Raw genomic sequence first — 25,026 nt, 5'->3', positions numbered from 1 at the left:
CTTACCCCTACACAAGGCACGCATGAGCGGCTCCCCCTCACCTTCATCCCTATCCAAACGCACGCAGGCCCTGCTGCTGTCGGGCCTCGTGTTTCCCGGCAGCGGGCATTTCTTATTAAAACGCAAGGCGCGCGGCTGCCTGTTCCTCGTGCCCGCCCTCGTCGCGCTGGTGCTCGTATTACGCCAGATCATGGCACGATTGGATCAAGTTATGGCACAGATCGACAGCGGCGCCCTGCCCCTCGACGTGCAGCTGATCGTGGAAAAAGTCGATGCGCTGTCGGCCCATGACGGCCCCGCCATGACGGTGGCCGTGGGTGTGCTGGTGGCGTGCTGGATCGGCAGCCTCGTCGATACCATGCTATTGAAGCCGTAAGATCGCTGGCGTCAGACGGCATCGCCCTTGACGCGGCGCGGCTTCGGTCCGCGCACGGCGGCGATGCGCGCTTCGCTGCGCACCTGCACGCGGCCGCTGAACCAGCCCTGCAAATCCTCGCCAAAGCCGGCCGGCGCCGCACTGCCCACGCCTTGGGCCAGGTCGGCCAGGGTCGTCCTGGCCAGCTCGGCGCGCATACTTTTCTCGGCGCGCAGCATCAAGGCATGGATGCCGCACACGCCGCTGGTCATCCAGCCGGGCGGCTCGCCTTCGTACAGGGTGCAGCGGCTGCGGATCTGCTGGCAATCGAACAGCGGTTTCGGCCCCTCGATGGCGTCCACCACGTCGAGTACGCTGATCTCGGCAGCCGGACGCGCCAGCTGGTAGCCGCCGCGTATGCCTTCCGACGCCGTCACGATGCCCGCCTTTTCCAGCTTGGGGAAGATTTTTGCCAGGAAAGAGACGGAAATGCCCTGCAATTCCGCCAGGTCGCGGCTGCTGGCAGGCTCGGCAAGCGGCTGCGCCAGATACAGCAGGCAATGCAAGCCATACTCGGTGCCGCTTCCATAATGTGCCATGATGCCATTCCTCCGTTGCAAAACGGGGACTGTAGCACTCCCCGTTTGCAGCCGCAAGACTACAGCGCCAGCTCGAACGCGGGATCGGCGGCCGCCAGCGCCGCCGCGCTGTCGGCAGGCGGATAAATCACGCGGCCATTGATGGCCACCTTCAAGGCCTTGCCTTCGCTGCCCGTCATCCACACCTTGCGCTCCCAGCCCTGCGTGACGACCGCTCCCCACGCCCCCAGGTCCAGGCACGTCACATAATACGGCTGGCGGTAGGGCCGCGTGGCCAGGCCCAGCAGGTCTGCCACGGCATTGTCGCCCGAGGAACGTCCGAGGAACATGGCGTGCTGGCAACTCATCAGCGTGTGATTGCCAGCGTCGTCCGTGGCCGCGACGGCCGCGTCGCCCGTGGCAAAGACCTTGCCCGCGCCAGGCACGCGCAAGTCGTGCGCCACCCGCAGGCGGCCCGCCGCGTCCTTGTCGCCGGGAATCTGCGCCGTCAGCGCGCTGGCCCGCACGCCCGCCGTCCACACCACGGTGGCCGCCTCGATGCGCTCGCCATCGGCCGTCGTCAAGCCGTCCGCATCGATGGCGGCGACGGCCGAACCGAGCCGGCATTCCACGCCCAGCTCCGCCAGCGCCTGCTCGATCACGGGACGCGGTCCCGGTCCCAGGTCGGGACCGATGTCGGGCGCCCGCTCGACGATGATCACCTTGATCTCGGCATCCTGCCCCAGGATGGCGCGCAGGCGGGCCGGCAGTTCGGCCGCCAGTTCGATGCCCGTGAAACCGCCACCGGCCACGATGACCGTATTGCGCGCGGCCGATGCGGGCCGGGCGGCAAGACCATGCAGGTGCGCATCGAGCGCCACCGCGTCGTCGCGCTGGTCGGTGCTGAAGGCAAATTCTTGCAAACCCGGAATATCCGGCCGGAACAGGCTGCTGCCCGCCGCCAGCACCAGACGGTCATAGGCCAGGGTCGAACGGCTGCCGTCGGCGGCCACGATGTCGACCTCGTCGCTGGCGCTGCGGATGGCCTCGACCTTGCCCGCGATGAAGCGCACGCCCGTGTCGTCGAACAGTTGCTGCAACGGCGCCACCATGCCAGCAGGCGCCGGCTCGTACAGGCGCGGGCGCATCGTCAGCACCGCTTCCGGCGCCACCAGCGCCACTTCGATGTCGCCTCTCGCAACGTTTTCCAACCGCAGGCGGCGCACGGCGGCCAGGGCGCTCCACAAGCCGGCAAAGCCGGCACCAATGATCAATACGCGCTGTGTCATGTTTTTTCTCCTTGATTTGATAACGCAGACTATATCACTCCGCGTTATGCGGCGCAAGCGGACATGGCGAAAAAGGCGCAGGCTGTCTTGCGGTCCGCGCCGGACTCGCGTAGATTCGCGGCACAACGATCAGGGAAAGCCCCATGCAAGAGGAATTGGAAACATTGCTGGCAGCAGCGTTCAAGAGCGAGCGGATACAGGCGCGCCGGCTGGCGGCGCTGGAAGGCATCGCCGGCGACGCGGCGCTGCAGCGCATACTGGAACAGGCGGCAGGCACGCAGGGCCTGGCCGCCCTGCTGGCGGCGCGGACGCAGGCGCGCGCGGCCGACGCGCAGCGCAAGGCGCAAAAGATCAGCGACCGCCAGCAGGCGCAAGCGGCCAAGCGCCTGCCGGCTGGCCCCGCTTCGGCATGGCGCGGCTGGTTCGACGGCTCCGCCCACCCGAATCCGGGCAAGCTGGGCATCGGCGCCCTGCTGCTGGGGCCTAACGGCGAACGTATCGAAGTGAGCGAGGCGGCCGGTTATGGCAGCAGCAGCGATGCGGAATATGCGGCCCTGACGGCCGTGCTGCAGGCGGCACTCGGCGTGCGCCCGCCGCCCGCGCAACTGCTGCTGTACGGCGACAGCCAGGTGGTGATCAACGATGTGCTGGGAACGGCGGCGGCAGGCGCCAAGGGACTGGAAATACACAAGGCCACCGTAGTGGCCCTGCTGGAACAATTACACGATGTAACGCTGCGCTGGTTGCCGCGCCACCGCAATGGCGAGGCGGACCGGCTGTCGCAGCTGGCGATCGCCGGCTGGGTGGAGGACGCCCCTCCCCCCCTAGCCGTTTAGGCGGCGCGGCCGATCTGCAATGCCTCTTGCGTCGCCTTGGCCGCCGGGCGCTTGCCGCCGCCCACGGCCTTCAAGCCGCCGGCGCCGGCCTGCTGGCCATTGAGTTTAAAGACGCTGACGACTTGCGCCAGGTTGTGCGCCTGGTGCTGCATCGATTCGGCGGCGGCCGCCGACTCTTCCACCAGGGCCGCATTTTGTTGCGTCACAGCATCCATCTGGCCGATGGCGCGGTTGATCTCATCGATGCCCACGCTTTGCTCGCTGCTGGCCGCCGTAATTTCCGTGATGATGTCGCTCACGCGCTGCACGCTGTCGACGATATCGTTCATGGTTGAACCGGCTTGCGCCACCAGCATGCTGCCCGCGTTGACTTGCTCCACGGAAGCGCCGATCAGGGTCTTGATCTCTTTCGCCGCCGATGCCGAACGCTGGGCCAGATTGCGCACTTCGGACGCCACGACGGCAAAGCCGCGGCCCTGCTCGCCCGCGCGCGCCGCTTCCACGGCTGCGTTCAAGGCCAGGATGTTCGTCTGGAAGGCGATGCCGTCAATCACGCTGATGATATCGACAATCTTGTTCGACGAAGCATTGATCGATTCCATCGTGCCCACCACCTGCGCCACGACCGCGCCGCCCTTGACGGCCACTTGCGCGGCCGAGGCCGCCAACTGGTTCGCCTGGCGCGCATTGTCCGCATTCTGTTTCACGGTGCTGGTCAGTTCTTCCATCGACGAAGCTGTTTCTTCCAGGGAACCGGCCTGCTCTTCCGTGCGGGAAGACAGGTCCTGGTTGCCGGCGGCAATTTCCGTCGATGACGTCGCGATGCTGTCCGTACCTGCGCGCACTTCGCTGACGATGTTGAGCAAGCTCGTGTTCATGTCCTTCAGGGCCAGCAAAAGTTGCCCAGTTTCATCTTTGGCGCTGGCGTCGATCTGCGCCGTCAAGTCGCCATCGGCCACCTTGCGGGCGATGTCCACGGCCGTGCGCAGGGGGCGCACGATACCCGTCGTCAACAGCCAGGCGCAGACGACGCCAAAGCCCAGCGCCAGCACGGCCAGGGTCAGCAGCAAGTTGCGGCTCGTCTTGGCGACCTCGTCGATCTCGCGCGCCGTCGTGTCGATGCTGGCGCGCTGGTGCTGCAGCATGTCGTTGACCACTTTCAGGTATTTCGTCGAACCGGGCACGAAGATGCCCTGGAACGCCTTTTCTGCCTCGGCTTCCTGTCCATCCGCCTTCAGCTTCGACACTTGCGCGCGCGAATCGAGGTAGACCTTGCGCTGTTCGCTCACCAGCCGGAACAGTTCCTTTTCTTCCGGGCTGGAAATCAAGGCTTCGATTTTCTTTTGCAATTCGCCCGACACGACGGACGATTGCTTGGCCTCTTCCGCAAAATACGCGCCCAGTGACGTGTCGCTGCTGCGCGCGATGGCCGTGGTGCGGCGCACGCCGCTATCGATCTTTGCATACCAGTCGGAAATATAGCGTTCCTTCGCCAGCGGCAGCTCCATCATGGTGCGCGTGGCCATGGCCACGTCGTGCAAACGCCACACGCTGATGCCCGTAATGAGCATGGAAAACAGCAAAATCACGGCAAAACCCAGGCCGAGGCGCACACCAATACTGACGTTTCTTAACAAATTCATGTGAATATCCTAAAAAAGCGGAACCAGACTATATAAAAGGGGTTGCGGCTGCCTGGGGCAGCCGCGGCGGCATCAGCGCGTGCCGATGCGCAAAGTGGTTTGCGGTGCTGCCGGGCGTTTCTGCGCGTGTTGCACACCCTTCACGCCGCCGGCGCCGGCCTGCTGGCCATTGAGTTTAAACACGCTGACCACTTGCGCCAGGTTGTGCGCCTGGTGCTGCATCGATTCGGCGGCAGCCGCCGACTCTTCCACCAGGGCCGCATTTTGTTGCGTCACAGCATCCATCTGGCCGATGGCGCGGTTGATCTCGTCGATGCCCACGCTTTGCTCGCTGCTGGCCGCCGTGATTTCCGTGATGATGTCGCTCACGCGCTGCACGCTGTCGACGATGTCGTTCATGGTCGAACCGGCTTGCGCCACCAGCATGCTGCCCGCGTTGACTTGCTCCACGGAAGCACCGATCAGGGTCTTGATCTCTTTCGCCGCCGATGCCGAGCGCTGCGCCAGGTTGCGCACTTCGGACGCCACGACGGCAAAGCCGCGGCCCTGCTCGCCCGCACGCGCCGCTTCCACGGCCGCGTTCAAGGCCAGGATATTCGTCTGGAAGGCGATGCCGTCGATGACGCTGATGATATCGACGATTTTATTGGACGAAGCATTGATCGATTCCATCGTGCCCACCACCTGCGCCACGACTGCGCCGCCCTTGACGGCCACTTGCGCCGCCGACGCTGCCAACTGGTTCGCCTGGCGCGCATTGTCCGCATTCTGTTTCACGGTACTGGTCAGCTCTTCCATCGACGAGGCTGTTTCTTCCAGGGAACCGGCCTGCTCTTCCGTGCGGGAAGACAGGTCCTGGTTGCCGGCGGCAATTTGCGTCGACGACGTCGCGATGCTGTCCGTGCCGCTGCGCACTTCGCCCACGATATTGAGCAAGCTCGTGTTCATGTCCTTCAGGGCCAGCAGCAGTTGCCCGGTTTCATCTTTGGCGCTGGCGTCGATCTGCGCCGTCAAATCGCCATCGGCTACCTTGCGGGCGATGTCCACGGCCGTGCGCAGGGGGCGCACGATGCCCATCGTCAAGACCCAGGCGCACACGACGCCGAAAGCCAGCGCCAGCGCGGCCAGCACCAGCATCAGGTTGCGGCTGGTATTGGCAACGGCGTCGATCTCGCGCGCGGTGGCGTCGATCGTGGCGCGCTGGTGTTCCAGCAAGTCCGAGACCATCTTCTGGTACTTGGCGGCGGCCGGCACGAAGGTCTTTTCGAACACCTCATTGGCGGCATCGACCTGCGCTTCGCCCTTCAGCTTGTAGACCTGGTCGCGCGAACCGATATACACCTTGCGCTGTTCCAGCAAGCCCGCGAACATGGCTTTTTCCTCCGGCTTGTCGATCAGCGCCTCGATTTTCTTTTGCAGCTCGGCCGAGCTGGACGAGGAGACTTTCGATTCTTCGGCGAAATAGCCGCTCAGCGAGGTATCGCTGCTGCGGGCAATGGCGATGGTGCGACGCACGGCGCTGTCGATGCGGCCATACCAGTCGGAAATATAGCGCTCCTTGGCCAGCGGCTGCTCCATCATGACGCGCGTGGCGCTGGCTACGTCGTGCAAGCGCCAGACGCTGATGCCCGTAATGAGCATGGAAAACAGCAAAATCACGGCAAAACCGAGTCCCAGGCGGACACCGATGCTGACGTTGCGTAATAAATTCATGTGACTATCCTAAAGAGCCCTGATGCCATGGCTGGCAGTTTCGCGCTGCTGCGGGCTGGCTGCCATGGCGAAACGGGCGTAAAAAGTGAAACTCAAGTGAAACTGGCGCACGGTTCGGCTGAACCGTGCGCCAGGAAATGCGCTAGCGTGCGCCTTGCAGAAAAAGCAAACAATGCTTGGGGTCAATTGTTTCTAAAAAACCCTCTCGCACTAGGGTGTCAGGAAATGTTCAGGGCAAGGCGCGTTGCCGAAGACAGTACGAATGTACGGCGAGGCAATGCAACGCCGTCCTGGACTTTTCCTGGCGGCCTAGGCTGCCAATTTTTCGATCAAGCCCATATCGGCGCTGGACATCAACTGGTCGATATCGACCAGGATGAGCATGCGCTCGTCAATGGTGCCCAGGCCGATCACGTATTCCGTGTTGATCGAACGGCCCATGTCCGGCGCCGGCTTGATCTGTTCCGGCATCAGGGTGGTGACGTCGGAAACGCGGTCGACGACCATGCCGACGACGCGGTTGCCGATATTGAGGATGATGACGACGGTGAACTGGTCATAGCTGGGCGTGCCCAGGTTGAACTTGATGCGCATGTCGACGATCGGCACGATGATGCCGCGCAGGTTGACCACGCCTTTGACGAACTCGGGCGCGTTGGCGATGCGGGTCGGCGTTTCATAGCTGCGGATTTCGCTGACTTTCTGGATGTCGATGCCATATTCTTCCTGGCCCAGGGTAAAGGCCAGGTATTCGGCAGCCTTGGCAACGGTTGCGCCAGTGTCGCTGGAAATGGTGTTCATGATATTCCTTTCGTTAACTCGCCTGGGGCGCAGGCCAAGGCACGCTGCAAGCAAGCCTTGGACGTGGCAGAGTCACCCAACAGGGGATGGCCGCCACTTGTGTGTTTTTGCAAATATTTTCTAGCAATTAGCTTATGCCTCTAATTTCCGTGCGGCAATGTTACCCCATGTAAATTTTACATGCACTAAAAAAGAGCGACCGTCTGATTTTTTATTTTCAAAAATGCAATTTATGTGGCGATTACGGCACGCCGGCCCCCGCCACGCACTGCGCCGTTTTATGCCACACTGGCGGCCCCTGCTTTTTACGACTGTGAACATGCATTCTTTGCTTTCCCAATGGCAACCACGCCTGCTGGCGCTGGCTACGGCCGGCCTGGGCGATGACGGCGCCCACGACCTCAACCACCTGCACCGCGTCTGGCGCAATGCCAGTGTCCTGCTGCAAGACCATGCGGAGGCGGACGCCCTCACCGTGATGGCCGCCTGCTACCTGCACGACCTGGTCAACCTGCCAAAGAACCACCCCGAGCGTCACCTGGCCTCGCGCCAGGCCGCAACGCTGGCTTGCCGCCAGCTGGCGGAACTGGATTTCCCATCAGAAAAATTGGCCGGCGTGGCTCACGCCATCGAGACGCACAGTTTTTCCGCCGACTTGCCGCCGCACACGCTCGAAGCGCAAATCGTGCAGGATGCCGACCGCATCGATGCGCTGGGCGCCGTGGGACTGGCGCGGTTGTTCTATACGGCGGCGCGCATGGATAGCGCGCTGGCGCACGGCACGGACCCGCTGGCACAGCAGCGTCCGCTCGACGACAAGGCTTACGCGCTCGACCATATCGTCACCAAGCTCGACAAGCTGCCCGGCAAGATGCAGACGGCGGCGGGCCGCGCGCTGGCCGAACAGCGGCTGGCCGTGCTGACGGATTTCCGCGCCGCCTTTGCCGACGAATGGGGAATTGCCATCTAGCATGGGTGGCGATAGCCAGCATGGCCCACGCTGTCTATAATGCAAGGCTCAGCTATCGCGCCGCGCGCCAGCAGGAAGCTGCCACGCGCCGGCGCCACGCCAACAACTGAACTCCGCACGCCGCACGGCGGCGCGGGGTGCGCGCCGAAAGCATGCATGTCCGACAAAACCAGCCCCGACAGCCATTCACCGTCATCGCCCGCCGCGCCCGCGCGCGCCGGCAACCTCAATTTCATCCTCGTCTGCGTCTTCATCGACATGCTGGGCATCGGCCTGGTGGTGCCCGTGCTGCCCATCCTGATCGGCGACTTTGTCAACGGCAAGGATGAGCAGGCATTCTGGTACGGCATCATGGCGGCCGTCTTCGGCTTGCTGCAATTCATCTTCATGCCCATGCTGGGCGCCATCAGCGACCGCGTGGGACGCCGCCCCGTGCTGCTGTATTCGATGGCCGGCATGGGCATCAACTTTCTCGCCACGGGCTGGGCGCCGAACCTGGCCTGCCTGTTCATCGGCCGCATCATCGGCGGCGTCTCGTCGGCCAGCATGTCGGTCGCGTCCGCCTATGCGTCCGACGTCTCCACGCACGACAACCGCGCCAAGAGCTTCGGCAAGATCGGCGCCGCCTTCGGCCTGGGCTTCATTTGCGGCCCCATGCTGGGCGGCCTGCTGGGCGAAATCAACCTGCACCTGCCGTTTTACGTGGCGGCGGGCCTGTCGGCGGCCAATTTCATCTACGGCTATTTCTGCGTGCCCGAATCGCTGCAGCCTGGTCCGCGCGCACCGTTCACCCTGGCGCGCATCAACCCGTTTGCCGCCCTGCTCAAGCTGGTGCGCCGCGTGGAAATCCGCGGCCTGGTGCTGGCTTTCGGCCTGATGACGTTTGCGCAAATGATGCTCAACACCACCTGGGTGCTGTACACGCACTTCCGCTTTGACTGGACGCCGCGCCAGAACGGCATCGCCCTGTTCTGCGTGGGCCTGTGCGCGGCCGTCGTGCAGGCGGGCTTGCTGGGCATCCTCATCAAGCGTTTCGGCGAAGTGCGCCTGTCCCTGCTGGGCATGGCCTCGGGCGCCCTCACCTATCTGCTGTACGGCCTGGCGACGCAGGGCTGGATGATGTATGCGTTGATCCTGTGCAACCTGCTGGCCTTTGCCGCCGGACCGGCGCTGCAAGGCATCATCTCGAAATCGTCCAACGCCAGCGAACAGGGAGAGCTGATGGGCTCCTTGCAATCGATCAGCAGCCTGGGCATCATCTTCATGCCTTTGCTCGGCAGCATGATCCTCGGCGAAGTGAGCCACTTGCCGCCGCAAGACTGGCGCATCGGCAGCACCTTCTACCTGTGCGCCATCATGCAAACCCTGGGCATCCTGGTGGCTTGGCGCTACTTCAAGGCGCAGCGCCAGGCAAGACTTATGGTTTCCACCACAAAGTAGTCGGCGGGATAATATTGTATTTGGGAAATAAATAGGCGAGAATGGGATAATCAAGCGGGCGTTGCCGACGCCGGCGATACGATGGTGAGCAAGGATGGGTATGACTGACTTTTATTCCAGCGCCTGGCGCCGAACCGTGGCCATGCTGGCGCTGGCGCTGCCATCGCTGGCGGGCGCACAATGCTCGCGCGACATCCAGGTGCCCGTCTCGGCCATCGGCGCCAGCGTCGTGGTGAATGGCGCCACCATCAGCGGCATCTATCCCGACTTGCTGCGCGGCATGGGTGCCAAGCTCGGCTGCAATTTCATCTTCACGGCCGTGCCCCGCGCGCGCCTGGAAGCAATGTTCGAGGCGGGCAAGGCCGACTTGCTGATCCCGGCCAGCAGCACCTTGCGGCGCGACCAGCATGGCCTGTTCATCCCCATGCTGGGCAGCCGGCCCCTGCTGATTTCGCTCCAGGGCGCGCGACCGCCCATCAACACCATGCAGGAATTGATCGAGCGGCGCGAATTGCGCGTGGCGCTCGTGCGCGGCTACGACTATGGCGCACCGTACCAGGCGCTGGCGAAGGAGCTGAGCAGCCAGGGCCGCCTGTTCTACGAAGTCGACGCCCTGTCCGTGGCGCGCCTGATGCAAAGCGGCTTCATCGATGCCACCATCATGGCGCCCACCATCCTCGCCGGCGTGGCGCAAAACGATGCGCGCGTGTATGGCCTGGCCGACCGCCTGCGCCTGGAAGCGCTGCCGGAATTGCCGTGGGGCATGAGCGGCGTCTACCTGTCGCGCAAGTCGCTGACGGCGGAAGACCAGGCGACCCTGCGCGAACTGCTCGACAGGGCGGGCCGCTCCGGCGCCGTGATGGACGGCTTCCAGCGCCATCACCGCCAGGAACTGTTGTCGCTGAGCATACGCCCCCGCTAAGGCCTGCATGTCCGGTCTGGTCGTCGCCGTCGTCCTGTTTGCCGCCCTGCTGCACGCCAGCTGGAACGCCATCGTCAAGTCGGGCAAGGATACCTTCCTCAGCACGGTGCTCGTTTCCGTGGGCGCGGCCCTGATTTCGCTGGCCGCGTTGCCCTTCGTCAACACTCCCGCGCCCGCCAGCTGGCCCTACCTGGCCGCCTCGGCCGTGGCACAGCTGGCGTATTACTCGCTGCTGGCGGCTGCCTACAGGGCGGGCGACATGAGCCATGCCTACCCCTTGATGCGCGGCAGCGCGCCATTGCTCGTGGCGCTGGCCAGCTGGCCGCTGATCGGCGAACGCCTTTCCCCCATGCAAATGGGCGCCGTCGCCTGCATCTGCGCGGGCATCCTCGGCCTGTACGTTGCCGCGCGCACGGGCGCCATCGGCAGGATGCCGAAAAACACGGGCCGCGCCACCGCCTTTGCGCTCGGCAACGCCTGCGTCATCGCCAGCTATACCTTGATCGACGGCATCGGCGTGCGCCTGTCCGGCGCGCCGGCCGCCTACACCATGTGGATTTTTGTCTTGAACGGCGCAGGACTGCTGCTGTGGACGGCGTTGCGCCGCCCCGCCGACTTGCTTGCGTATGCGCAAACGCAATGGCGCCTGGCCGCCGTTGGCGGCTTCGGCACCCTCGCATCGTATGGCCTGGCCCTGTGGGCCATGACGCAGGCGCCCGTGGCCGCCATCGCGGCCCTGCGCGAAACGTCGATCCTGTTCGCCATCGCCATCGCGGCCCTGTTCCTGCGCGAAAAGATCAGCCCCCGCCGCTACCTGGCCATCGGCCTGATCGCGGCGGGCGCCATCCTCATGCGAATCGCTTAGCGGGCGTCGAGCGGCGCAATCGGCAACTCGATCGCGCTGGCCGCCCCTGCCGCGTGGTACACGCGCTGCGTCGCCTTTCTATAATGGCCCGGGTCGGCCAGGAAGATGTTCGGCACGTAGTTTTGCGGGTTGCGGTCGTACAGGGGGAACCAGCTCGACTGCACTTGCACGGCGATGCGGTGGCCGGGCAGGAAGACGTGATTCGCGTTCGGCAAGGCGAAGCGGTAGCGCTCCACTTTACCTGCCGGTATCGGCGTCGGGTGCTCGAAGCTGTCGCGGTAGCGGCCGCGGAAGATATCCATCGCCACGCCCAGCTGGTAGCCGCCCATGGCCGGCTGCGACGGCACTTCGTCCGGATACACATCGATCAGTTTTACCACCCAGTCCGCATCCGTGCCGCTGGTGGCGGCGAACAGGTTCACCATCGGCGCGCCGGCGATGCGCACGGCCGTCTTCAACGGTTCGGACACATAGCTGAGCACGTCCGTGCGGTCGGCATAGCCGCGCTGGTCGCTGACCAGCCATGGCTTCCACACATCCGGGTCCGTGAGGCGCACGGGACGGGGCACGAAAGGCACGGGCTTGGCGGGATCGGCCACGTATTCATCGAAGGCGCCTTCAGCCGCATCCGCAGCGCCCGATGGCGCCGCAAAACCCAGCCTGGAACCGTCCTGCAGGTAGATCGGCGTCAGCTTGGTGTCGCAGGTCTCGCAGGCCAGCGGCCACTGCTGCAGGCGCTGCCACTGGTTGGTGCCGGTCTGGTACGACACCACGGGCGCCGTGTTCGCTTCCGGCGCGCCATCCTTCAGGTATTGATTCAGGAATGGCTGCATGACTTTTTCGCGGAACTGGCGCGCCGTATCGCCGTCAAACTTCAGGGCACCCAGGCTGGAGCCGTCATAGTTGACGCCGCTATGGCGCCACGGGCCGATGGCCAGGTAATTGAGGTTGTTGCGCTTGTCGCGCCCCTCCATCGCCGTGTAGGTGGCGTACGGGCCATAGATATCTTCCTGGTCCCACTGCCCCACCACGTGCATGGTGGGCACGATCAGCGGGCGCTTGGCGAGGATCTTGTCGAGCGCCTGTTCCTGCCAGTAACTGTCATAGGCCGGGTGCTCGAACAGCTTTTTCGTGTAGGTCAGCTTGTCGATGCCGAACTTCTTCGCGTAATCGCCGGCCGAGCCGATGCGCAGATACGCATCGTATTCGTCATACACGCCCAGCGCCGGCGCCTCGCTACTGCCGCGCGCGCTCGTCTGCCACGCCAGGTAGGACAGGCTCGGCATGCGGAAGGCGCCGTTGTGGAACCAGTCGTCGCCGCGCCAGCCATCGACCATGGCGCTCATGGGAATGGCCACCTTCAGCGCCGGATGCGGGTCGACCAGGGCCATCAGCACCGTATGACCCTCGTACGAGGAACCCAGCATGCCCACCTTGCCATTCGTTTCCGGCACGTTTTTCACGAGCCAGTCGATGGTGTCCCACGCATCGGTCACGTTATCGACCTTGGTATGGTTCAGCGGTCCGCGCACGGGGCGCGTCATGACGTAATCGCCTTCCGAGCCATGCTTGCCGCGCACGTCCTGGAATACGCGGATGTAGCCGTTTTCCACCAGGGTATCGTCACCCTGCGGCAAGGCGGCCAGCATGCTGGGGCTGGCAGCGCGCTGGGCGCGGCGGGCCGCATTGTACGGCGTGCGCGTGAGCATGATCGGCGCTTTCTGGGCGCCTTTCGGCACGACGATCACCGTGTACAGCTTGACGCCGTCGCGCATGGGGATCATCACCACGCGCTTGACGTAATCATTCAGGTCGGGCATGGCCAGCTTGGCGCCGATATCGGGCGTCATGGGCGGCGTTTGCGCCATCGCGGGTGCTGCAAACAAGGAACTGATAACAAGAGCCAGGCCGGTGAGCCGGACGGGGGACGACATGCGCATACTGTTCTCCAATGATTCATGCCACGCAAAAGTGGCCGAACGGCAATAGTACTCGGAAAGCAAGTTTTACATAAGGCAAGCCTCTGACGCGGCGCAGCAGATAAATCCGGGCGCAAACTTGACAGAACGCGCCCGAACTGCAACCATAACGCCATGAAATTTATCCCTTCACAACACGCCTGCTTGAATTGGTGGTCCCGCTCACTTTCGCGCGGCCACTGCATAGTGATGTGAATTTGATCCACGCCGCCTCGATCGGTGGCGTAACAGGCTCAGCCTGGATCATCCCCGATGCAGGCGGCTCAAAAGGAAACTTGATGAGCTTGCCTAATACGCCCGATACCCCCGACACCCAGGACCAGAACGACGCCGCGCCGCTGTCCGCCGCCGCCATCGCTTCGCAATCCGTGATCCTGACGGGCGACCGCCCCACCGGCCCCTTGCACCTGGGCCATTACGTGGGCAGCCTGCGCGACCGCGTGCGCTACCAGAACAGCTACAAGCAATTCATCATGCTGGCCGACGCGCAAGCGCTGACGGACAATATGGACGACATCGACAAGGTGCACCGCAATGTCGTCGAAGTGGCGCTCGATTACCTGGCCGTCGGCATCGACCCGACGAAAACCACCGTGTTCATCCAGTCGCAGATTCCGGAACTGGCCGAACTGACCTTTTACTACCTGAACATCGTTACCGTGGCGCGCCTCGAGCGCAACCCCACCGTCAAGGAAGAAATCCGCCTGCGCGGCTTCGAGCGCGACATCCCGGCCGGCTTCCTGACCTACCCGGCCAGCCAGGCGGCCGACATCACGGCCTTCAAGGCGGGCGTGGTGCCCGTGGGCGAAGACCAGATCCCGATGATCGAGCAAACGAATGAAATCGTGCGCCGCTTCAACCGCATGTATAACCGCGAAGTATTGATGGAATGCAAGGCGCTGGTGCCGGACATCGGCCGCCTGCCCGGCATCGACGGCAAGGCGAAGATGAGCAAATCGCTGGGCAACACCATCAACCTGGGCGCCACCCCGGCCGAAATCACGGCCGCCGTGAAAAAAGTCTACACCGACCCGCTGCACCTGCGCGTGGAAGATCCGGGCCACCTGGAAGGCAACATCGCCTTTACGTACCTGGATGCGTTTGACCCGGAAAAAGCGGCGCTGGCCGAAATGAAAGCCCATTACGTGCGCGGCGGCCTGGGCGACAGCATCGTCAAGAAGCGCCTGGATCTGGTCTTGCAGGAAATGCTGGCGCCGATCCGCGCCCGCCGCGAAGAGTTCGCCAAGGACAAGGGACAAGTCATCCAGATGCTGAAAGAAGGCACTTTCAAAGCACGCGAAGTGGCGGCCCGCACGGCCGATGAAGTCAAGTCGGCGCTGGGCTTGAACTATTTCTGATCAGCAGCAATAGCAAACTGATATAGCAAACTGATGCGCTCAGGCGGAGTCGGGTAAAATCCCGCTTCCGCCTGGGCGCAATTCGTTTGTCACCGTGGCACCAGCAATCCGTAGAGAAAACAACGCGCCATGACCGATACCCCTGTCGAACAGCTGCTGCAGCAGCATTTTTCCATCGATGCATTGCAGCAGGCGCCCGCGCCCTTGCGCCAGGCGCTGGGCATGCTGGGCGGCTGGCTGGCCGCCGAGCGCGACACGGCCTATCCGCACACGCCGTATGCGGAGCTGCTGACGCAGCTGTCCGACACCAGCCTGCCCGCGCACGGCATGCCCGTGGCGGATTTCCTGCAAGAACTCGACACCACCGTGCTGGCCAATACGGCCCAGCTGAACCACCCGCAATACATCGGCCACATGACCCAGGCCCTGCCCTGGATCAGCGTGCTGGCCGAAGCGTTTACGGCCACCCTGAACCAGAACCAGGTCAAGATCGAGACGGCGTACGTGTCGACCCTGATCGAAAAACAGATCCTGGGCTGGCTGCACCGCCAGGTGTACCAGCAGCCCGAACATGTCTACACGCAAGCCATGGCCGCCACCAGCGGCGCACTGGGCAATGTCGTCAATGGCGGCACCATGGGCAACCTGACGGCCCTGGCCGTGGCACTGGAACAGCAACTGCCCGGCACGCGCAAGCGGGGCCTGTTTGCCGCCATGCAAGAATCCGGCTACGCGGGACTGGCCGTGATCGGCTCGGCCCGCAGCCACTATTCCGTCAAGAAGGCGCTGGCGACCCTGGGCCTCGGTGAAAACGCCTTGCACCTGGTCGCCGTCGACCGCGACAACCGCATCGACGTCCAGGCGCTGGAAGCGACGATTGCCGACTTGAAATTGCGCAATATCAAGGTCGTCGCCATGATCGGCATCGCCGGCACGACGGAAACGGGCGCCATCGACCCGCTGGCCGCCATGGCAGCCATTGCCTCGCGGGAAAGCATCTGGTTCCATGTGGATGCGGCCTGGGGCGGCGCGCTGCTGATCGCGGAACAGTACCGCGCGCTGTACCACGGCATCGCCCTGGCCGACTCCGTCGTCATCGACGGGCATAAATTGCTGTGGGTGCCGATGGCGCAAAGCATGGTGCTGTTCAAGGATAGCGCCAGCCTGAACTTGCTGAAGCACAACGCCAACTACATCTTGCGTGACAACTCGGGCGACCTGGGCCAGACTTCGCTGGAAGGCTCGCGCCGCTTCGATGCCTTGAAACTGTGGACCTCGTTCAAGGTGCTCGGTGTGTCCGGCTACACGACCTTGCTGCAGCAGGCGGCCACCTTGTCCGGCCAGTTGCAGGATTTATTGGCCGACCAGCAGGATTTCGAACTCGTCACGCGCTCCGACACCTTCATCCTGACCTACCGCTACGTGCCCGCGCATTTGCGCCAGCGCATGGACAGCTTGCTGGCCGGCGGCCAGGTGGACGCGGCGACCGAACTGAACAAGCAACTGAACACCTTGAACGCCAAGCTGCAAAACCGGCAAAAGGCGCAAGGCCACAGCTTTGTGTCGCGCACGGTACTCGAATCGACGCGCTACCCCGGCCCGACCAATGTGCTGCGCGTGGTCATGACGAATGTCAAGACGCGCCCCCACCACTTGCGCGCCATCCTGGCCGAACAGCGGGCCATCGGCCAGGCGCTGACGGCGGAACTGGGATTGTAAGAACGTTCCACCCATCAACCTTGACTGGATGCCCGATGCACCGCCTCAGCGCCCTCACCGATCTGTTAAAGCATCTGTTGAAATGGCTGCTGCTGGCGAGCGTCGTGGCCGTGCTGGCGGGGTCGGCCTCGGCCGCTTTCCTGTTCGCCCTGGACTGGGCCACGCGCACGCGCCTGGCGGACGCCTGGCTGATCTGGCTGCTGCCCGTGGCGGGCTTTGCCGTCGGCTGGCTGTATTTGCGCTACGGCAGCAGTGTCGAAGGCGGCGCGAATCTGCTCATCGATGAAATCCACGACCCGAAAAAAATCATCCCCTTGCGCATGGCGCCGCTGGTGCTGGGCGGCACCGTCGTCTCGCACCTGTTCGGCGCCTCCGTCGGACGCGAAGGCACGGCCGTGCAGATGGGTGGTGCACTGGCCGACCAGCTGACCCGCATGTTTCGTTTGAACAATGAAGACCGCCGCATCATCCTGATGGCCGGCATCAGCGCCGGCTTTGCCTCCGTCTTCGGCACGCCGCTGGCGGGCGCCCTCTTCGGCCTGGAAGTGCTGGCCATCGGCCGCCTGCGCTACGAAGCCATGCTGCCCTGCCTGGCTGCTGCCGTCATCGCCGACCAGGTGGTCTTGCTGTGGGGTCCGCTTTTGCACATTGCTCACACGCATTACGCCGTGCCTTTGATCCCCGCCATTTCCGCCTGGACCTTGTCCGCGATGGTCATCGCGGGCGTGCTGTTCGGCGTGACCGGCAAAGTGTTTGCGCAAGCCACGCACGGCTTGAGTGCCTTGATGAAACGCAAGATTGCCTACGCTCCGCTGCGCCCGCTGATAGGCGGACTCGTCGTCGCGCTCGCCGTGTGGCTGCTGGGCACGGATCGCTACATCGGCCTGGGCATTCCCACCATCGTCGATGCGCTCAAGGAACCGCTGCCCGCCTGGGATTTCCTCGGCAAGATGGCGTTTACCATCGTTTCGCTGGGCACGGGTTTCAAGGGCGGCGAAGTGACGCCATTGTTCTTCATCGGCACGACCCTGGGCAATGCGCTGGGGCCGCTGCTGCACCAGCCCGTCACCCTGCTGGCCGCCATCGGCTTCGTCGCCGTGTTTGCGGGCGCGGCCAACACGCCCATCGCCTCGACCCTGATGGCGATGGAACTATTCGGTGCGGAGATCGGCGTGTATGCGGCCATCGCCTGCGTCGTGGCCTACCTGTTTTCCGGCCACGCGGGCATTTACCGGGCGCAGCGGGGCGGCCACGCCAAGCGCACGCGCCGCGAGGATCTCGACCCATGACGCAGAACATCTACGACAACGACGCCTTCTTCACGGCTTACAGCCAGTTGCCCCGCTCCGTCGGCGGACTCGACAGCGCCCCCGAATGGCCAGCCTTGCGCGCCATGCTGCCCGCGCTGCAAGGAAAAAGCGTGCTGGACCTGGGTTGCGGCTATGGCTGGTTCTGCCGCTGGGCGGCCGAGGCCGGCGCGGCGCGGGTGCTGGGCGTGGACGTGTCGGAAAAGATGCTGGCGCAGGCAGCCGGCATGGGAGACCATGCGGCCGTCAGCTATGCCCGGCTTGATCTGGAACAACTGGCCTTGCCTCCGGCCAGCTACGACCTCGTCTACAGTTCGCTGGCCTTCCACTACGTCGAAGGCTACGCCACCTTGCTGGCCGCCATCCGCCAGGGTTTACAGCCGGGCGGCAAGCTGGTGTTTTCCATCGAGCATCCCATCTTCATGGCGCCGCGCCAGCCCGGCTGGCTGACGGATGCGCATGGCCGCAAGCGCTGGCCCGTCGACAGTTACCAGCAGCAAGGCCCGCGCGTGTCGGACTGGCTGGCGCCGGGCGTGATCAAGCAGCACCGCACGCTGGGCACGACCATCAATGCGCTGCTGCAAGCGGGTTTCCAGCTGGAACATGTGGAAGAATGGGGTCCCAGCGATGAGCAGGTCGCCCTGCAGCCGGCCCTGGCGAAAGAGCGCGAGCGGCCGATGCTGCTCCTCATCGGCTGCGGCCTGGCGTAGTCCCTCCTCAGCTGGCCACGTTGCGCGTAAAGCGCAAGGTGGATGAGCCAGCGTTGACATAGCTATACGCTTGCGCGCTGCTGAACACGAAGAAATCGCCCGTGGCCAGCGTTTTCGTTCCGGCCGCCAGCTCCAGCTGCAGCTCGCCTTCCAGCACGTACAGCATTTCACTGAAGCCGGCCGGGTCAGGCTGGGCATCGTAGCGTTCGCCCGGCGCCAGTATCCACGACCATAGCTCCACCTGGCGGCTGGCGGGCGCCGCCCCCAGCAGCACGGCCTGGCTGGCTTGCGATGCGCTTTGCCACATCAGCACGCGCAAGCTGTCGTGCGGCTGCCGCGGCGGCTGGACCAGGTCGACGAAGGCCACGTTCAAGGCGGCGGCCACGTGGTCGAGGTTGGCCAGGCTGATGTTGGTGCCGCCCGCCTCGACGCCGTTGACCATGCGCCGGCTCAGGCCCGACTTGCGCGCCAGCTCGTCCTGGCTGAGGCCGGCGGCCAGGCGCAAGCGCCGCAGATTTTTGGCCAGGTGTTCCAGCACGCCACCGGCCTCGACTTGACTACGCAATATATTGCTCCTATCATGATGGGAAATATTTTGCTCATAGCATAGCTCCCCATGAAAACACACGCAAGTCCCCCGCCCGCCCTCGGCATGCCCGAACTGGCCCTGATCGCCATCACCTTCATCTGGGGCGGCACTTTTCTCGTGGTGCAACATGCCATGACGGTCAGCGGGCCGCTGGCCTTTGTCGCCGCCCGCTTTGCCGTGGCCGCCAGCATCGGCGCCCTGATTTGCCGGGGCCAGCTGCGCCAGCTGACGAAAGCGGAGTTGCTGACGGGCATGGCCATTGGCGTGAGCATCTTTGGCGGCTATGCGCTGCAAACCTATGGCTTGATGTATATCACGAGCAGCAAGTCCGCTTTCATCACGGCCTTTTATGTGCCCATCGTGCCGCTGGTGCAATGGCTGGTCTTCAAGCAGCGGCCCCACCCTGCCGTGTGGGCGGCCGTCGTGCTGGCCTTCATCGGCTTGCTGTTATTGACGGGCACGGATGGCTTGAGCATGGGTTTTGGCACGGGTGAGCTGATCACTGCCGTGGGCGCCATCGCGATCGCCCTGGAAATCATCCTCATCAGCCGCGTGTCGCCGCAATTGAACATCCTGCGCGTGACCATTGTGCAACTGGCGACGGCATCCCTGATCGCCCTGCTGCTGATGCCCGTCATGGGCGAAGCGCCGCCCGTCCTCAGCAAGACCTTCATCTTCAGCGTGCTGGCGCTGGGCTGCGCCAGCGCGCTGATCCAGTATGTGATGAACTGGGCGCAAAAGCGCATTTCCGCCACCAAGGCCACCTTGATCTATGCGGGCGAACCCGTGTGGGCCGGCGTGATCGGACGCATCGCCGGCGAGCGCCTGCCGGCCCTGGCCATCGTGGGCGCGGTATTGATCATCGCCGCCGGCATCCTCAGCGAATGGCGGCCGAAGCGGGGCCGCGGCGCGGCCAAGGCCGTGCAGCCATAAGCTTCAGTCCCCGCGCCGCCGCAGCGCCGCATTGCCATGCAAGGCCAGCGGCACGGCCCTGGCCCAGCGGTTCGAGGACAGGGAAAACGTCAGCGCCCGCACCTGGTGGTACCAGCCGGCAGGCACGTACAGCATGTCGCCCGGCTCGACGAGGCATTCGATCATGGCAGCCTGGCGCGCGAGGGGAAAACGCTCGAAATCGGGCGCTTCCGGGTCGAAGGGCGAGCCGAACAGAATGGCGTTCGCCTCGCTCGGATACAGGAAGACATCGTGGTGCGGCGGCGATAACATGATGCGCTTGCGGCCCCACACTTGCGCGAAGATATTGTCGTCGTAATCGCAATGCAGGGGCGTGACCGTGCCGGCCGGCCCCACCCAGAAGCGCGGCGGACCCATCTTGTCGAAATACGTGGGCCAGTGGCACAAACGGTTCAGTTCGCGCAATTCCAGGTTGCCCAGGTAAGGCGGCAGCGCGTGCCTGCCCTCTGCCACCAGGTCCAGGTATTGCCCCATCGACATATCCTGCATGGCGCGGTCGGCCGCAAAAGCCGTGTTGATGTAATCGCCCACGCGCGCCCGCACGGGCACGTGGCTGAACTGTTCGCGCAAGACGTCGGGCCCCAGGGCCGACAGGGGCCAGCGCTGCACCAGCCCGCGCATCAGGAAAGGCAGGCCCAGCGCGGCCCGCGCGCGGAAGGCGGCGGCGTCCAGCATGGCCAGGCGCGGCACCTCGGTGATGCTGGGCAAGTCGCGCGCCGCCTGCTTGATGGCCTCGCGCATGGCGTCGATCGAGGTGACGCCCCGCACCTGCGCATCCTTGGCTTCGCGCGCTTGCTTATGCGCAAGGGCTGTTGCGGCAGAACTGAATTCTGCCGGCGGCCTGGGCGGCAGTGCGCGCGTCGAGATGGGGGCTGCCGCAAGCGGGAGCGGCTCTTTTTTTTCTGCAGACATAAATCTTCTTTGCGATCAGGCGCCGCGCGGCATGGCGCGACAGTGCGCTATTTTAAGCCAGCAAGGTCCGTTTCAGCACATCGGCCTGCTCGCCCGCCTGGCGCGCCTTGGCGGCATATTCGCTGGCCGTGCCCGGATGCAGCCAGGCCTGGGCCTTGGCGGCCAGGGTCAGGTAGAGCCTTTCTTTTTCCTGCAACGCCCTGACGGCGGCCCAGATGGCGTCTTCCGCCTTGTCATGCTGCAACTCGCCGAGCATCTGCGCCGTGAAACTGTGGCCCGTATGGCAGCGAAAACGCTGCGGCTGCTGGCCATGCAGCTCCCACAGCGTGCCCTGGCATTCGGGACAGGTGAAAGTCGATGGCGTGGCAATTTTTTCCAGTTGGTCCATATTTCCCACTCCCCGGGCAAAACGGTTTTCCACGGCAATCCATGGGGGCGCAGGCGGCAAGGGCTGCGCGGCGCGGGCCGGTGTGCCGCTGGCCAGCGCCAGCAGGGCCGGGCCGATCTCGGCGGCCGGCAGGCGCCAGTCCACCCCCGCATGCTCGATCGCGCTTTGCGGCATCGACGGCGCCACCGCGTCCTGCGGCTCCTGCACCAGCGCCTTGCCGCCGCAAGCCTTGATGGCTTGCAAGCCCGCCGTGCCATCGTCGAGATAGCCGCTGAGGATCACGCCCACCACCTTCGGCCCGAAAGCGGCGGCGGCACTGCGGAACAGCGGGTCGATGGCGGGACGCGTATGGTTTTCCTTGGGGCCCCGGCTCAGCCCGACCGTCGCCTGGCCGGCCAGGTTGGCAACGAGCATGTGCCGGTCCGGCGGCGCCAGCAGGATGCGCCCCGCGCGCACGGGTTCGCGCTCTTCGGCAAAGCGCACGGGCAAGGCGGAGGTTTTAGCGAGAATCTCGGGCAGCACGCTGCTGCGCCGCCCCACATGCGCGACCACCAGCACGGGTGCCGGCATATTGGCAGGCAAGGCGGAAAAGATGGCGGACAGCGCTTCCACGCCGCCCACCGAGGCGCCCATGACGATCAGCGTTTCCATGCCGGCCCCTTTCGCGCGCAGGTCCAGCAGTTATTCTGCGGCGCCTTGCATCGCGATTCCGTGCGCCGCCTAACACAGGGCCGCATGACGCCATGTCACCCTGGGACGGATCGGGGCCAGGCGTCCTCAGACGGGCGTCTTGAAAATCGGATCGACGATGAACTGCTGCGCCTTGATGCGTAAGGTGCGCTCTTCATCGAGCTCGGCGCGCGTTTCGCCCAGCTCTTCGCGTTCCGCTTCCAGTTCCAGGCGCGCGGCCGCCAGTTCCGTTTCCACGCGCGTCAGGCTTTCCAGCTTCAGCTGGGCCTGGATCAGTTCGGCGCGTGCCGCTTCGGCAGCCTCTTCCAGGCGCGGGATGCCTTCGAGCTTGAATTGCGCCTTGGCCAGGTCCATGCGCGCCTGCTCGGCCGCCTCTTCCAGGCGCGGCAAGCCTTCCAGGCGCAGCTGCGCCTTGGCCAGGTCCGTGCGGGCCTGGTTCGCCACTTGCCGCTCCCGTTCCAGCTCCTCGCGCAAGGTTTCCAGCTCGCCGGCCTGCAAGTCGAGCAACTCTTGCTGGCGCTCGTTCTCGCTGGCCAGGTCCATCAATTCCTGTTGATTGTCGTTCATCTCGGCTTCATGCGCGCTGTGGCTGGCGCTTAATTCCTGTCCTACATAATCGAGGATGGCTTGCTGCAGCACGGGCGACAGTTCGGCGGCGGCAGCGATCTGGCGTTGCGCACCCGCCTTGCGGCGCTGCAAGAGCTTGCTGATGGTGCCCAGGCAGGCGCCGTTGCCCAGCCGTTCGCGCAAGGCGCGCACCGTGATGGCCTGCCCTTCGCCCGCCATCGCTTCCATTGCCGCATTGATCTGTTCCGCGCTTACTTTTGCCATGTCGTCTACTCTTGAATATTGCTCAGGGCAATCTTGCCCAGGGGCATTATCTTATGCCAGCGGCGGCAAAGCGTAAAGTATTTCTCAATAGAAATTGCAATTGCACAACGGAAGCGTGTGCAAACATGCGGCTTCGGCTGATTTATTCTTCCAGCAAGCCATTCTCCGTCAGCATATCCTGCACCAGTTCCAGGCGCAGCACGGGATTGTCCTGGCTGAGCAGAAGCTGCTTCTGCATGGCGTTCAGCGACAGCAGCTCGCACCAGCGGTTCGCCACCCAGCCGCATTCGTCGAGCCGGTATGGCGGCTGCAGGGGCATTTGCTCAGGCGGGATCTTTTGCTCCTGCAAGGTGCGGATCAGGGCGCCGAGCGCGTCAGCCACGTTCTGCTGCTCTTGCGGGATGGGGATGGTCTTGTCGGGTGCCAAAATTTCGATCCGCGCCACCCACAAGCCGTGCTTCAGCTGCTCGCTGGACACGATGTGAAAGCGCTGCATGCCCATGCATTTGATTTGCAGCAAGCCCGACAGGGGCGCGGCCCAGTCGACGATGCGCGCCAGGGTGCCCACGGGCGCCAGGGTTTCCTGCTGGCCCGGCTTGCGCACTTCCGCGCCGTCCAGCAGCTGCACCACGCCGAACGGCTGCTCGCCCATGATGCACTGACGTATCATGTCCAGGTAGCGTACCTCGAATATCTGCAGGGGCAGATAGCCATCGGGATACAGCACCGTATTGAGCGGGAACAAAGGTATCGAGGTCATAGGCGCATGATGGCACGAATGGCATATCCGTGCTGCGCGCCTTGCCCTGCCCGGCCAACTTCCCCGCTTACTTGTAGAAGCGGCGTTTTTTCGCCCGCTCCGCCGCCTTCGGCGCCAGCACCTTCACGGCCTTTTTCTGTATCGCGCCGCCGGCGGAGGTGCCCGGCACGCGGTGTTCCGCCTCGAAACCGGCTTCCTCGTTGCGTTTCAGGGTTTGCCGGGTCAGCGCTTCCACGGCCGACAGCAATTCCACCTCGTCGGCGCAAACGAGCGAGACCGCTTCGCCCGAGGCGCCCGCGCGGCCCGTGCGGCCGATGCGGTGAATATAATCTTCCGCCACGGTGGGCAAGTCGAAATTGACGACGACGGGCAATTGATCGATATCGAGGCCACGAGCGGCCACGTCGGTGGCTACCAGCACCTGCACTTCGGCAGACTTGAAGCGGGCCAGCGCGCGCAGGCGGTTCGGCTGCGTCTTGTCGCCGTGAATCGAATCGGCGCGCACGCCCTGCTCCAGCAAGGTGTTCACCAGCAGCTCGACACCCTTGCGCGTCTTGACGAAGACCAATACCTGGCCCCAGCGCTTTTTCTTCAGCAAGTGCAGGAATAGTTCCGGCTTGCGTTTCTTGTCGCACACGATCACCGACTGTTTCACGGCCTTGACGGTGCTGTTGCGCGCGCTGACTTCCACCGAGACGGGATCCTTCAACATGGTTTTCGCCATGGCGCGGATGGCGTCCGAGAAGGTGGCCGAGAACAGCAGGGTCTGGCGCTGCTTGGGCATGGTCATCAGCAATATATCGAGTTCGCGCTCGAAGCCCAGGTCCAGCATGCGGTCCGCTTCGTCCAGCACCAGGGTTTGTACCTGCTCGAACTTGACGGCGCCCTGCGTCTGCAAGTCGAGCAAACGGCCCGGCGTGGCCACCAGCACGTCGAGGCCCTTGCGCAACTTGCTGATCTGCGGCTCGATGGGCACGCCGCCGTAGGCGACAAAGCTGCGCAGCGGCAAGTTGCCGCCATAGCTGCGGAAGCTCGCATACACTTGCTCGGCCAGTTCGCGCGTGGGCACCAGCACCAGCACGCGCACGCACTGGGGCGCCACCACGCCTTCCAGGGTCAGGCGCTGCAGCAGCGGCACGGCAAAGCCGGCCGTCTTGCCCGTGCCCGTCTGGGCAGCGGCCATCAGGTCGCGCCCGGCCAGCACGGCAGGAATCGCTTGCGCCTGCACGGGCGTGGGCTTGGCATAGCCGAGCTCGTCAAGTTTGCGGACCAGGGGATCGATCAGGCCGAGGGAGGAAAACGTCATGGGAAAAGCAATCTTGGCAAAGGAAAAGGTGGCGCGCACGGACGGGCCGTGCGCGCAATTGCCGAGATTATAGGCCAGCGGGGATGCCGGCCG

General features: G+C 64.3%; 23 protein-coding genes. 11 read left to right on the top strand and 12 right to left on the bottom strand.

What is annotated here, in order from left to right; all coding sequences use genetic code 11:
• Positions 1-22 precede the first annotated feature (22 nt).
• Positions 23-376: a DUF6677 family protein gene (locus tag O3300_RS00585; RefSeq protein ID WP_305051649.1), complete on the top strand. Its 354-nt coding sequence runs from the start codon at positions 23-25 to the stop codon at positions 374-376.
• Between the two features lie 11 nt (positions 377-387).
• Here O3300_RS00585 and O3300_RS00580 read toward each other — a convergent pair whose 3' ends face one another.
• Together O3300_RS00580 and O3300_RS00575 are read right to left on the bottom strand one after the other, a co-directional pair.
• Positions 388-954 (bottom strand): Rrf2 family transcriptional regulator, encoded by a 567-nt coding sequence (locus O3300_RS00580; protein WP_289913835.1) that lies wholly within the window; start codon positions 952-954, stop codon positions 388-390.
• Between the two features lie 59 nt (positions 955-1,013).
• The gene (locus O3300_RS00575; RefSeq protein ID WP_305051648.1) at positions 1,014-2,222 is read right to left on the bottom strand and encodes an NAD(P)/FAD-dependent oxidoreductase; all 1,209 of its coding nucleotides are present in this window, start codon (positions 2,220-2,222) and stop codon (positions 1,014-1,016) included.
• Positions 2,223-2,365: 143 nt separating this feature from the next.
• Here O3300_RS00575 and O3300_RS00570 point away from each other — a divergent pair, with 143 nt between their 5' ends.
• A complete protein-coding gene (locus O3300_RS00570) occupies positions 2,366-3,058 on the top strand; it encodes a ribonuclease HI family protein (RefSeq protein WP_305051647.1) in 693 nt (230 codons plus the stop codon).
• Here O3300_RS00570 and O3300_RS00565 read toward each other — a convergent pair.
• The 3 genes from O3300_RS00565 to O3300_RS00555 form a co-directional block, all read right to left on the bottom strand.
• Complete coding sequence (locus tag O3300_RS00565; RefSeq protein WP_305051646.1) at positions 3,055-4,701, bottom strand: methyl-accepting chemotaxis protein; 1,647 nt, start codon at positions 4,699-4,701, stop codon at positions 3,055-3,057. The two genes, O3300_RS00570 and O3300_RS00565, sit on opposite strands and share 4 nt — an antisense overlap.
• Positions 4,702-4,773: 72 nt before the next feature.
• Entirely contained in the window at positions 4,774-6,414 is a 1,641-nt protein-coding gene (locus O3300_RS00560; protein WP_305051645.1) for a methyl-accepting chemotaxis protein, read from the bottom strand.
• A 309-nt stretch (positions 6,415-6,723) separates the two neighbouring features.
• A complete protein-coding gene (locus tag O3300_RS00555; protein ID WP_035818113.1) occupies positions 6,724-7,215 on the bottom strand; it encodes a chemotaxis protein CheW in 492 nt (163 codons plus the stop codon).
• 319 nt (positions 7,216-7,534) lie between these two features.
• Here O3300_RS00555 and O3300_RS00550 point away from each other — a divergent pair, with 319 nt between their 5' ends.
• The 4 genes from O3300_RS00550 (at position 7,535) to O3300_RS00535 (ending at position 11,412) form a co-directional block, all read left to right on the top strand.
• Positions 7,535-8,185 carry an HD domain-containing protein gene (locus O3300_RS00550; protein ID WP_305051644.1) on the top strand — a complete coding sequence of 217 codons (651 nt, stop codon included), beginning with the start codon at positions 7,535-7,537 and terminating at the stop codon, positions 8,183-8,185.
• Positions 8,186-8,341: 156 nt separating this feature from the next.
• Positions 8,342-9,625 carry a TCR/Tet family MFS transporter gene (locus O3300_RS00545; RefSeq protein ID WP_099664352.1) on the top strand — a complete coding sequence of 428 codons (1,284 nt, stop codon included), beginning with the start codon at positions 8,342-8,344 and terminating at the stop codon, positions 9,623-9,625.
• A gap of 100 nt (positions 9,626-9,725) precedes the next feature.
• Entirely contained in the window at positions 9,726-10,547 is an 822-nt protein-coding gene (locus O3300_RS00540; RefSeq protein WP_099664353.1) for an ABC transporter substrate-binding protein, read from the top strand.
• Between the two features lie 7 nt (positions 10,548-10,554).
• Entirely contained in the window at positions 10,555-11,412 is an 858-nt protein-coding gene (locus O3300_RS00535) for a DMT family transporter (RefSeq protein WP_305051643.1), read from the top strand.
• On the opposite strand, the gene O3300_RS00530 is transcribed toward O3300_RS00535, so the two are convergent.
• A complete protein-coding gene (locus O3300_RS00530) occupies positions 11,409-13,298 on the bottom strand; it encodes a CocE/NonD family hydrolase (protein ID WP_305051642.1) in 1,890 nt (629 codons plus the stop codon). The genes O3300_RS00535 and O3300_RS00530 overlap by 4 nt on opposite strands.
• 371 nt (positions 13,299-13,669) lie before the next feature.
• Here O3300_RS00530 and trpS point away from each other — a divergent pair, with 371 nt between their 5' ends.
• The 4 genes from trpS to O3300_RS00510 all read left to right on the top strand — a co-directional run bounded on the left by trpS (position 13,670) and on the right by O3300_RS00510 (position 18,485).
• Positions 13,670-14,749 (top strand): tryptophan--tRNA ligase, encoded by a 1,080-nt coding sequence (trpS, locus tag O3300_RS00525; protein WP_305051641.1) that lies wholly within the window; start codon positions 13,670-13,672, stop codon positions 14,747-14,749.
• Between the two features lie 129 nt (positions 14,750-14,878).
• Positions 14,879-16,468: a pyridoxal-dependent decarboxylase gene (locus O3300_RS00520; protein WP_305051640.1), complete on the top strand. Its 1,590-nt coding sequence runs from the start codon at positions 14,879-14,881 to the stop codon at positions 16,466-16,468.
• 35 nt (positions 16,469-16,503) lie between these two features.
• Entirely contained in the window at positions 16,504-17,757 is a 1,254-nt protein-coding gene (locus tag O3300_RS00515) for a voltage-gated chloride channel family protein (RefSeq protein WP_305051639.1), read from the top strand.
• On the top strand, positions 17,754-18,485 hold the full coding sequence (locus O3300_RS00510) for a bifunctional 2-polyprenyl-6-hydroxyphenol methylase/3-demethylubiquinol 3-O-methyltransferase UbiG (protein WP_305051638.1): 732 nt from the start codon (positions 17,754-17,756) through the stop codon (positions 18,483-18,485). Before O3300_RS00515 ends, O3300_RS00510 begins: the two co-directional genes overlap by 4 nt.
• Before the next feature lie 7 nt (positions 18,486-18,492).
• Here the strand turns inward: O3300_RS00510 and O3300_RS00505 are convergent, their stop codons facing one another.
• Positions 18,493-19,050 (bottom strand): XRE family transcriptional regulator, encoded by a 558-nt coding sequence (locus O3300_RS00505; protein WP_305051637.1) that lies wholly within the window; start codon positions 19,048-19,050, stop codon positions 18,493-18,495.
• A 51-nt stretch (positions 19,051-19,101) separates the two neighbouring features.
• Here O3300_RS00505 and O3300_RS00500 point away from each other — a divergent pair, with 51 nt between their 5' ends.
• Positions 19,102-20,007 carry a DMT family transporter gene (locus tag O3300_RS00500; RefSeq protein WP_305051636.1) on the top strand — a complete coding sequence of 302 codons (906 nt, stop codon included), beginning with the start codon at positions 19,102-19,104 and terminating at the stop codon, positions 20,005-20,007.
• Between the two features lie 3 nt (positions 20,008-20,010).
• Here the strand turns inward: O3300_RS00500 and O3300_RS00495 are convergent, their stop codons facing one another.
• From O3300_RS00495 to O3300_RS00475, 5 genes are all read right to left on the bottom strand, one after another.
• Entirely contained in the window at positions 20,011-20,958 is a 948-nt protein-coding gene (locus O3300_RS00495; RefSeq protein ID WP_305051635.1) for a cupin-like domain-containing protein, read from the bottom strand.
• Positions 20,959-21,010: 52 nt separating this feature from the next.
• The gene (locus O3300_RS00490; protein ID WP_305051634.1) at positions 21,011-21,997 is read right to left on the bottom strand and encodes a chemotaxis protein CheB; all 987 of its coding nucleotides are present in this window, start codon (positions 21,995-21,997) and stop codon (positions 21,011-21,013) included.
• Positions 21,998-22,123: 126 nt separating this feature from the next.
• Positions 22,124-22,867 (bottom strand): DNA-binding protein, encoded by a 744-nt coding sequence (locus O3300_RS00485; protein WP_046684938.1) that lies wholly within the window; start codon positions 22,865-22,867, stop codon positions 22,124-22,126.
• Positions 22,868-23,009: 142 nt separating this feature from the next.
• On the bottom strand, positions 23,010-23,627 hold the full coding sequence (locus tag O3300_RS00480) for an LON peptidase substrate-binding domain-containing protein (protein ID WP_099664363.1): 618 nt from the start codon (positions 23,625-23,627) through the stop codon (positions 23,010-23,012).
• Between the two features lie 67 nt (positions 23,628-23,694).
• Positions 23,695-24,933: a DEAD/DEAH box helicase gene (locus O3300_RS00475; RefSeq protein ID WP_305051633.1), complete on the bottom strand. Its 1,239-nt coding sequence runs from the start codon at positions 24,931-24,933 to the stop codon at positions 23,695-23,697.
• Positions 24,934-25,026 lie beyond the last annotated feature (93 nt).

The organism is Janthinobacterium sp. SUN206, assembly GCF_030587305.1.
Taxonomy (GTDB): Bacteria; Pseudomonadota; Gammaproteobacteria; order Burkholderiales; family Burkholderiaceae_D; genus Janthinobacterium; species Janthinobacterium kumbetense.
Note: the sequence above shows the minus strand (reverse complement) of the source record. Positions and strands in the feature narration are given on the sequence as shown.

Coding starts and splice junctions, on each gene's coding strand:
- O3300_RS00585 (WP_305051649.1), top strand. CDS start 23: ATGAGCGGCTCCCCCTCACCTTCATCCCTATCCAAACGCACGCAGGCC.
- O3300_RS00580 (WP_289913835.1), bottom strand. CDS start 954: ATGGCACATTATGGAAGCGGCACCGAGTATGGCTTGCATTGCCTGCTG.
- O3300_RS00575 (WP_305051648.1), bottom strand. CDS start 2,222: ATGACACAGCGCGTATTGATCATTGGTGCCGGCTTTGCCGGCTTGTGG.
- O3300_RS00570 (WP_305051647.1), top strand. CDS start 2,366: ATGCAAGAGGAATTGGAAACATTGCTGGCAGCAGCGTTCAAGAGCGAG.
- O3300_RS00565 (WP_305051646.1), bottom strand. CDS start 4,701: ATGAATTTGTTAAGAAACGTCAGTATTGGTGTGCGCCTCGGCCTGGGT.
- O3300_RS00560 (WP_305051645.1), bottom strand. CDS start 6,414: ATGAATTTATTACGCAACGTCAGCATCGGTGTCCGCCTGGGACTCGGT.
- O3300_RS00555 (WP_035818113.1), bottom strand. CDS start 7,215: ATGAACACCATTTCCAGCGACACTGGCGCAACCGTTGCCAAGGCTGCC.
- O3300_RS00550 (WP_305051644.1), top strand. CDS start 7,535: ATGCATTCTTTGCTTTCCCAATGGCAACCACGCCTGCTGGCGCTGGCT.
- O3300_RS00545 (WP_099664352.1), top strand. CDS start 8,342: ATGTCCGACAAAACCAGCCCCGACAGCCATTCACCGTCATCGCCCGCC.
- O3300_RS00540 (WP_099664353.1), top strand. CDS start 9,726: ATGACTGACTTTTATTCCAGCGCCTGGCGCCGAACCGTGGCCATGCTG.
- O3300_RS00535 (WP_305051643.1), top strand. CDS start 10,555: ATGTCCGGTCTGGTCGTCGCCGTCGTCCTGTTTGCCGCCCTGCTGCAC.
- trpS (WP_305051641.1), top strand. CDS start 13,670: ATGAGCTTGCCTAATACGCCCGATACCCCCGACACCCAGGACCAGAAC.
- O3300_RS00520 (WP_305051640.1), top strand. CDS start 14,879: ATGACCGATACCCCTGTCGAACAGCTGCTGCAGCAGCATTTTTCCATC.
- O3300_RS00515 (WP_305051639.1), top strand. CDS start 16,504: ATGCACCGCCTCAGCGCCCTCACCGATCTGTTAAAGCATCTGTTGAAA.
- O3300_RS00510 (WP_305051638.1), top strand. CDS start 17,754: ATGACGCAGAACATCTACGACAACGACGCCTTCTTCACGGCTTACAGC.
- O3300_RS00500 (WP_305051636.1), top strand. CDS start 19,102: ATGAAAACACACGCAAGTCCCCCGCCCGCCCTCGGCATGCCCGAACTG.
- O3300_RS00495 (WP_305051635.1), bottom strand. CDS start 20,958: ATGTCTGCAGAAAAAAAAGAGCCGCTCCCGCTTGCGGCAGCCCCCATC.
- O3300_RS00490 (WP_305051634.1), bottom strand. CDS start 21,997: ATGGAAACGCTGATCGTCATGGGCGCCTCGGTGGGCGGCGTGGAAGCG.
- O3300_RS00485 (WP_046684938.1), bottom strand. CDS start 22,867: ATGGCAAAAGTAAGCGCGGAACAGATCAATGCGGCAATGGAAGCGATG.
- O3300_RS00480 (WP_099664363.1), bottom strand. CDS start 23,627: ATGACCTCGATACCTTTGTTCCCGCTCAATACGGTGCTGTATCCCGAT.
- O3300_RS00475 (WP_305051633.1), bottom strand. CDS start 24,933: ATGACGTTTTCCTCCCTCGGCCTGATCGATCCCCTGGTCCGCAAACTT.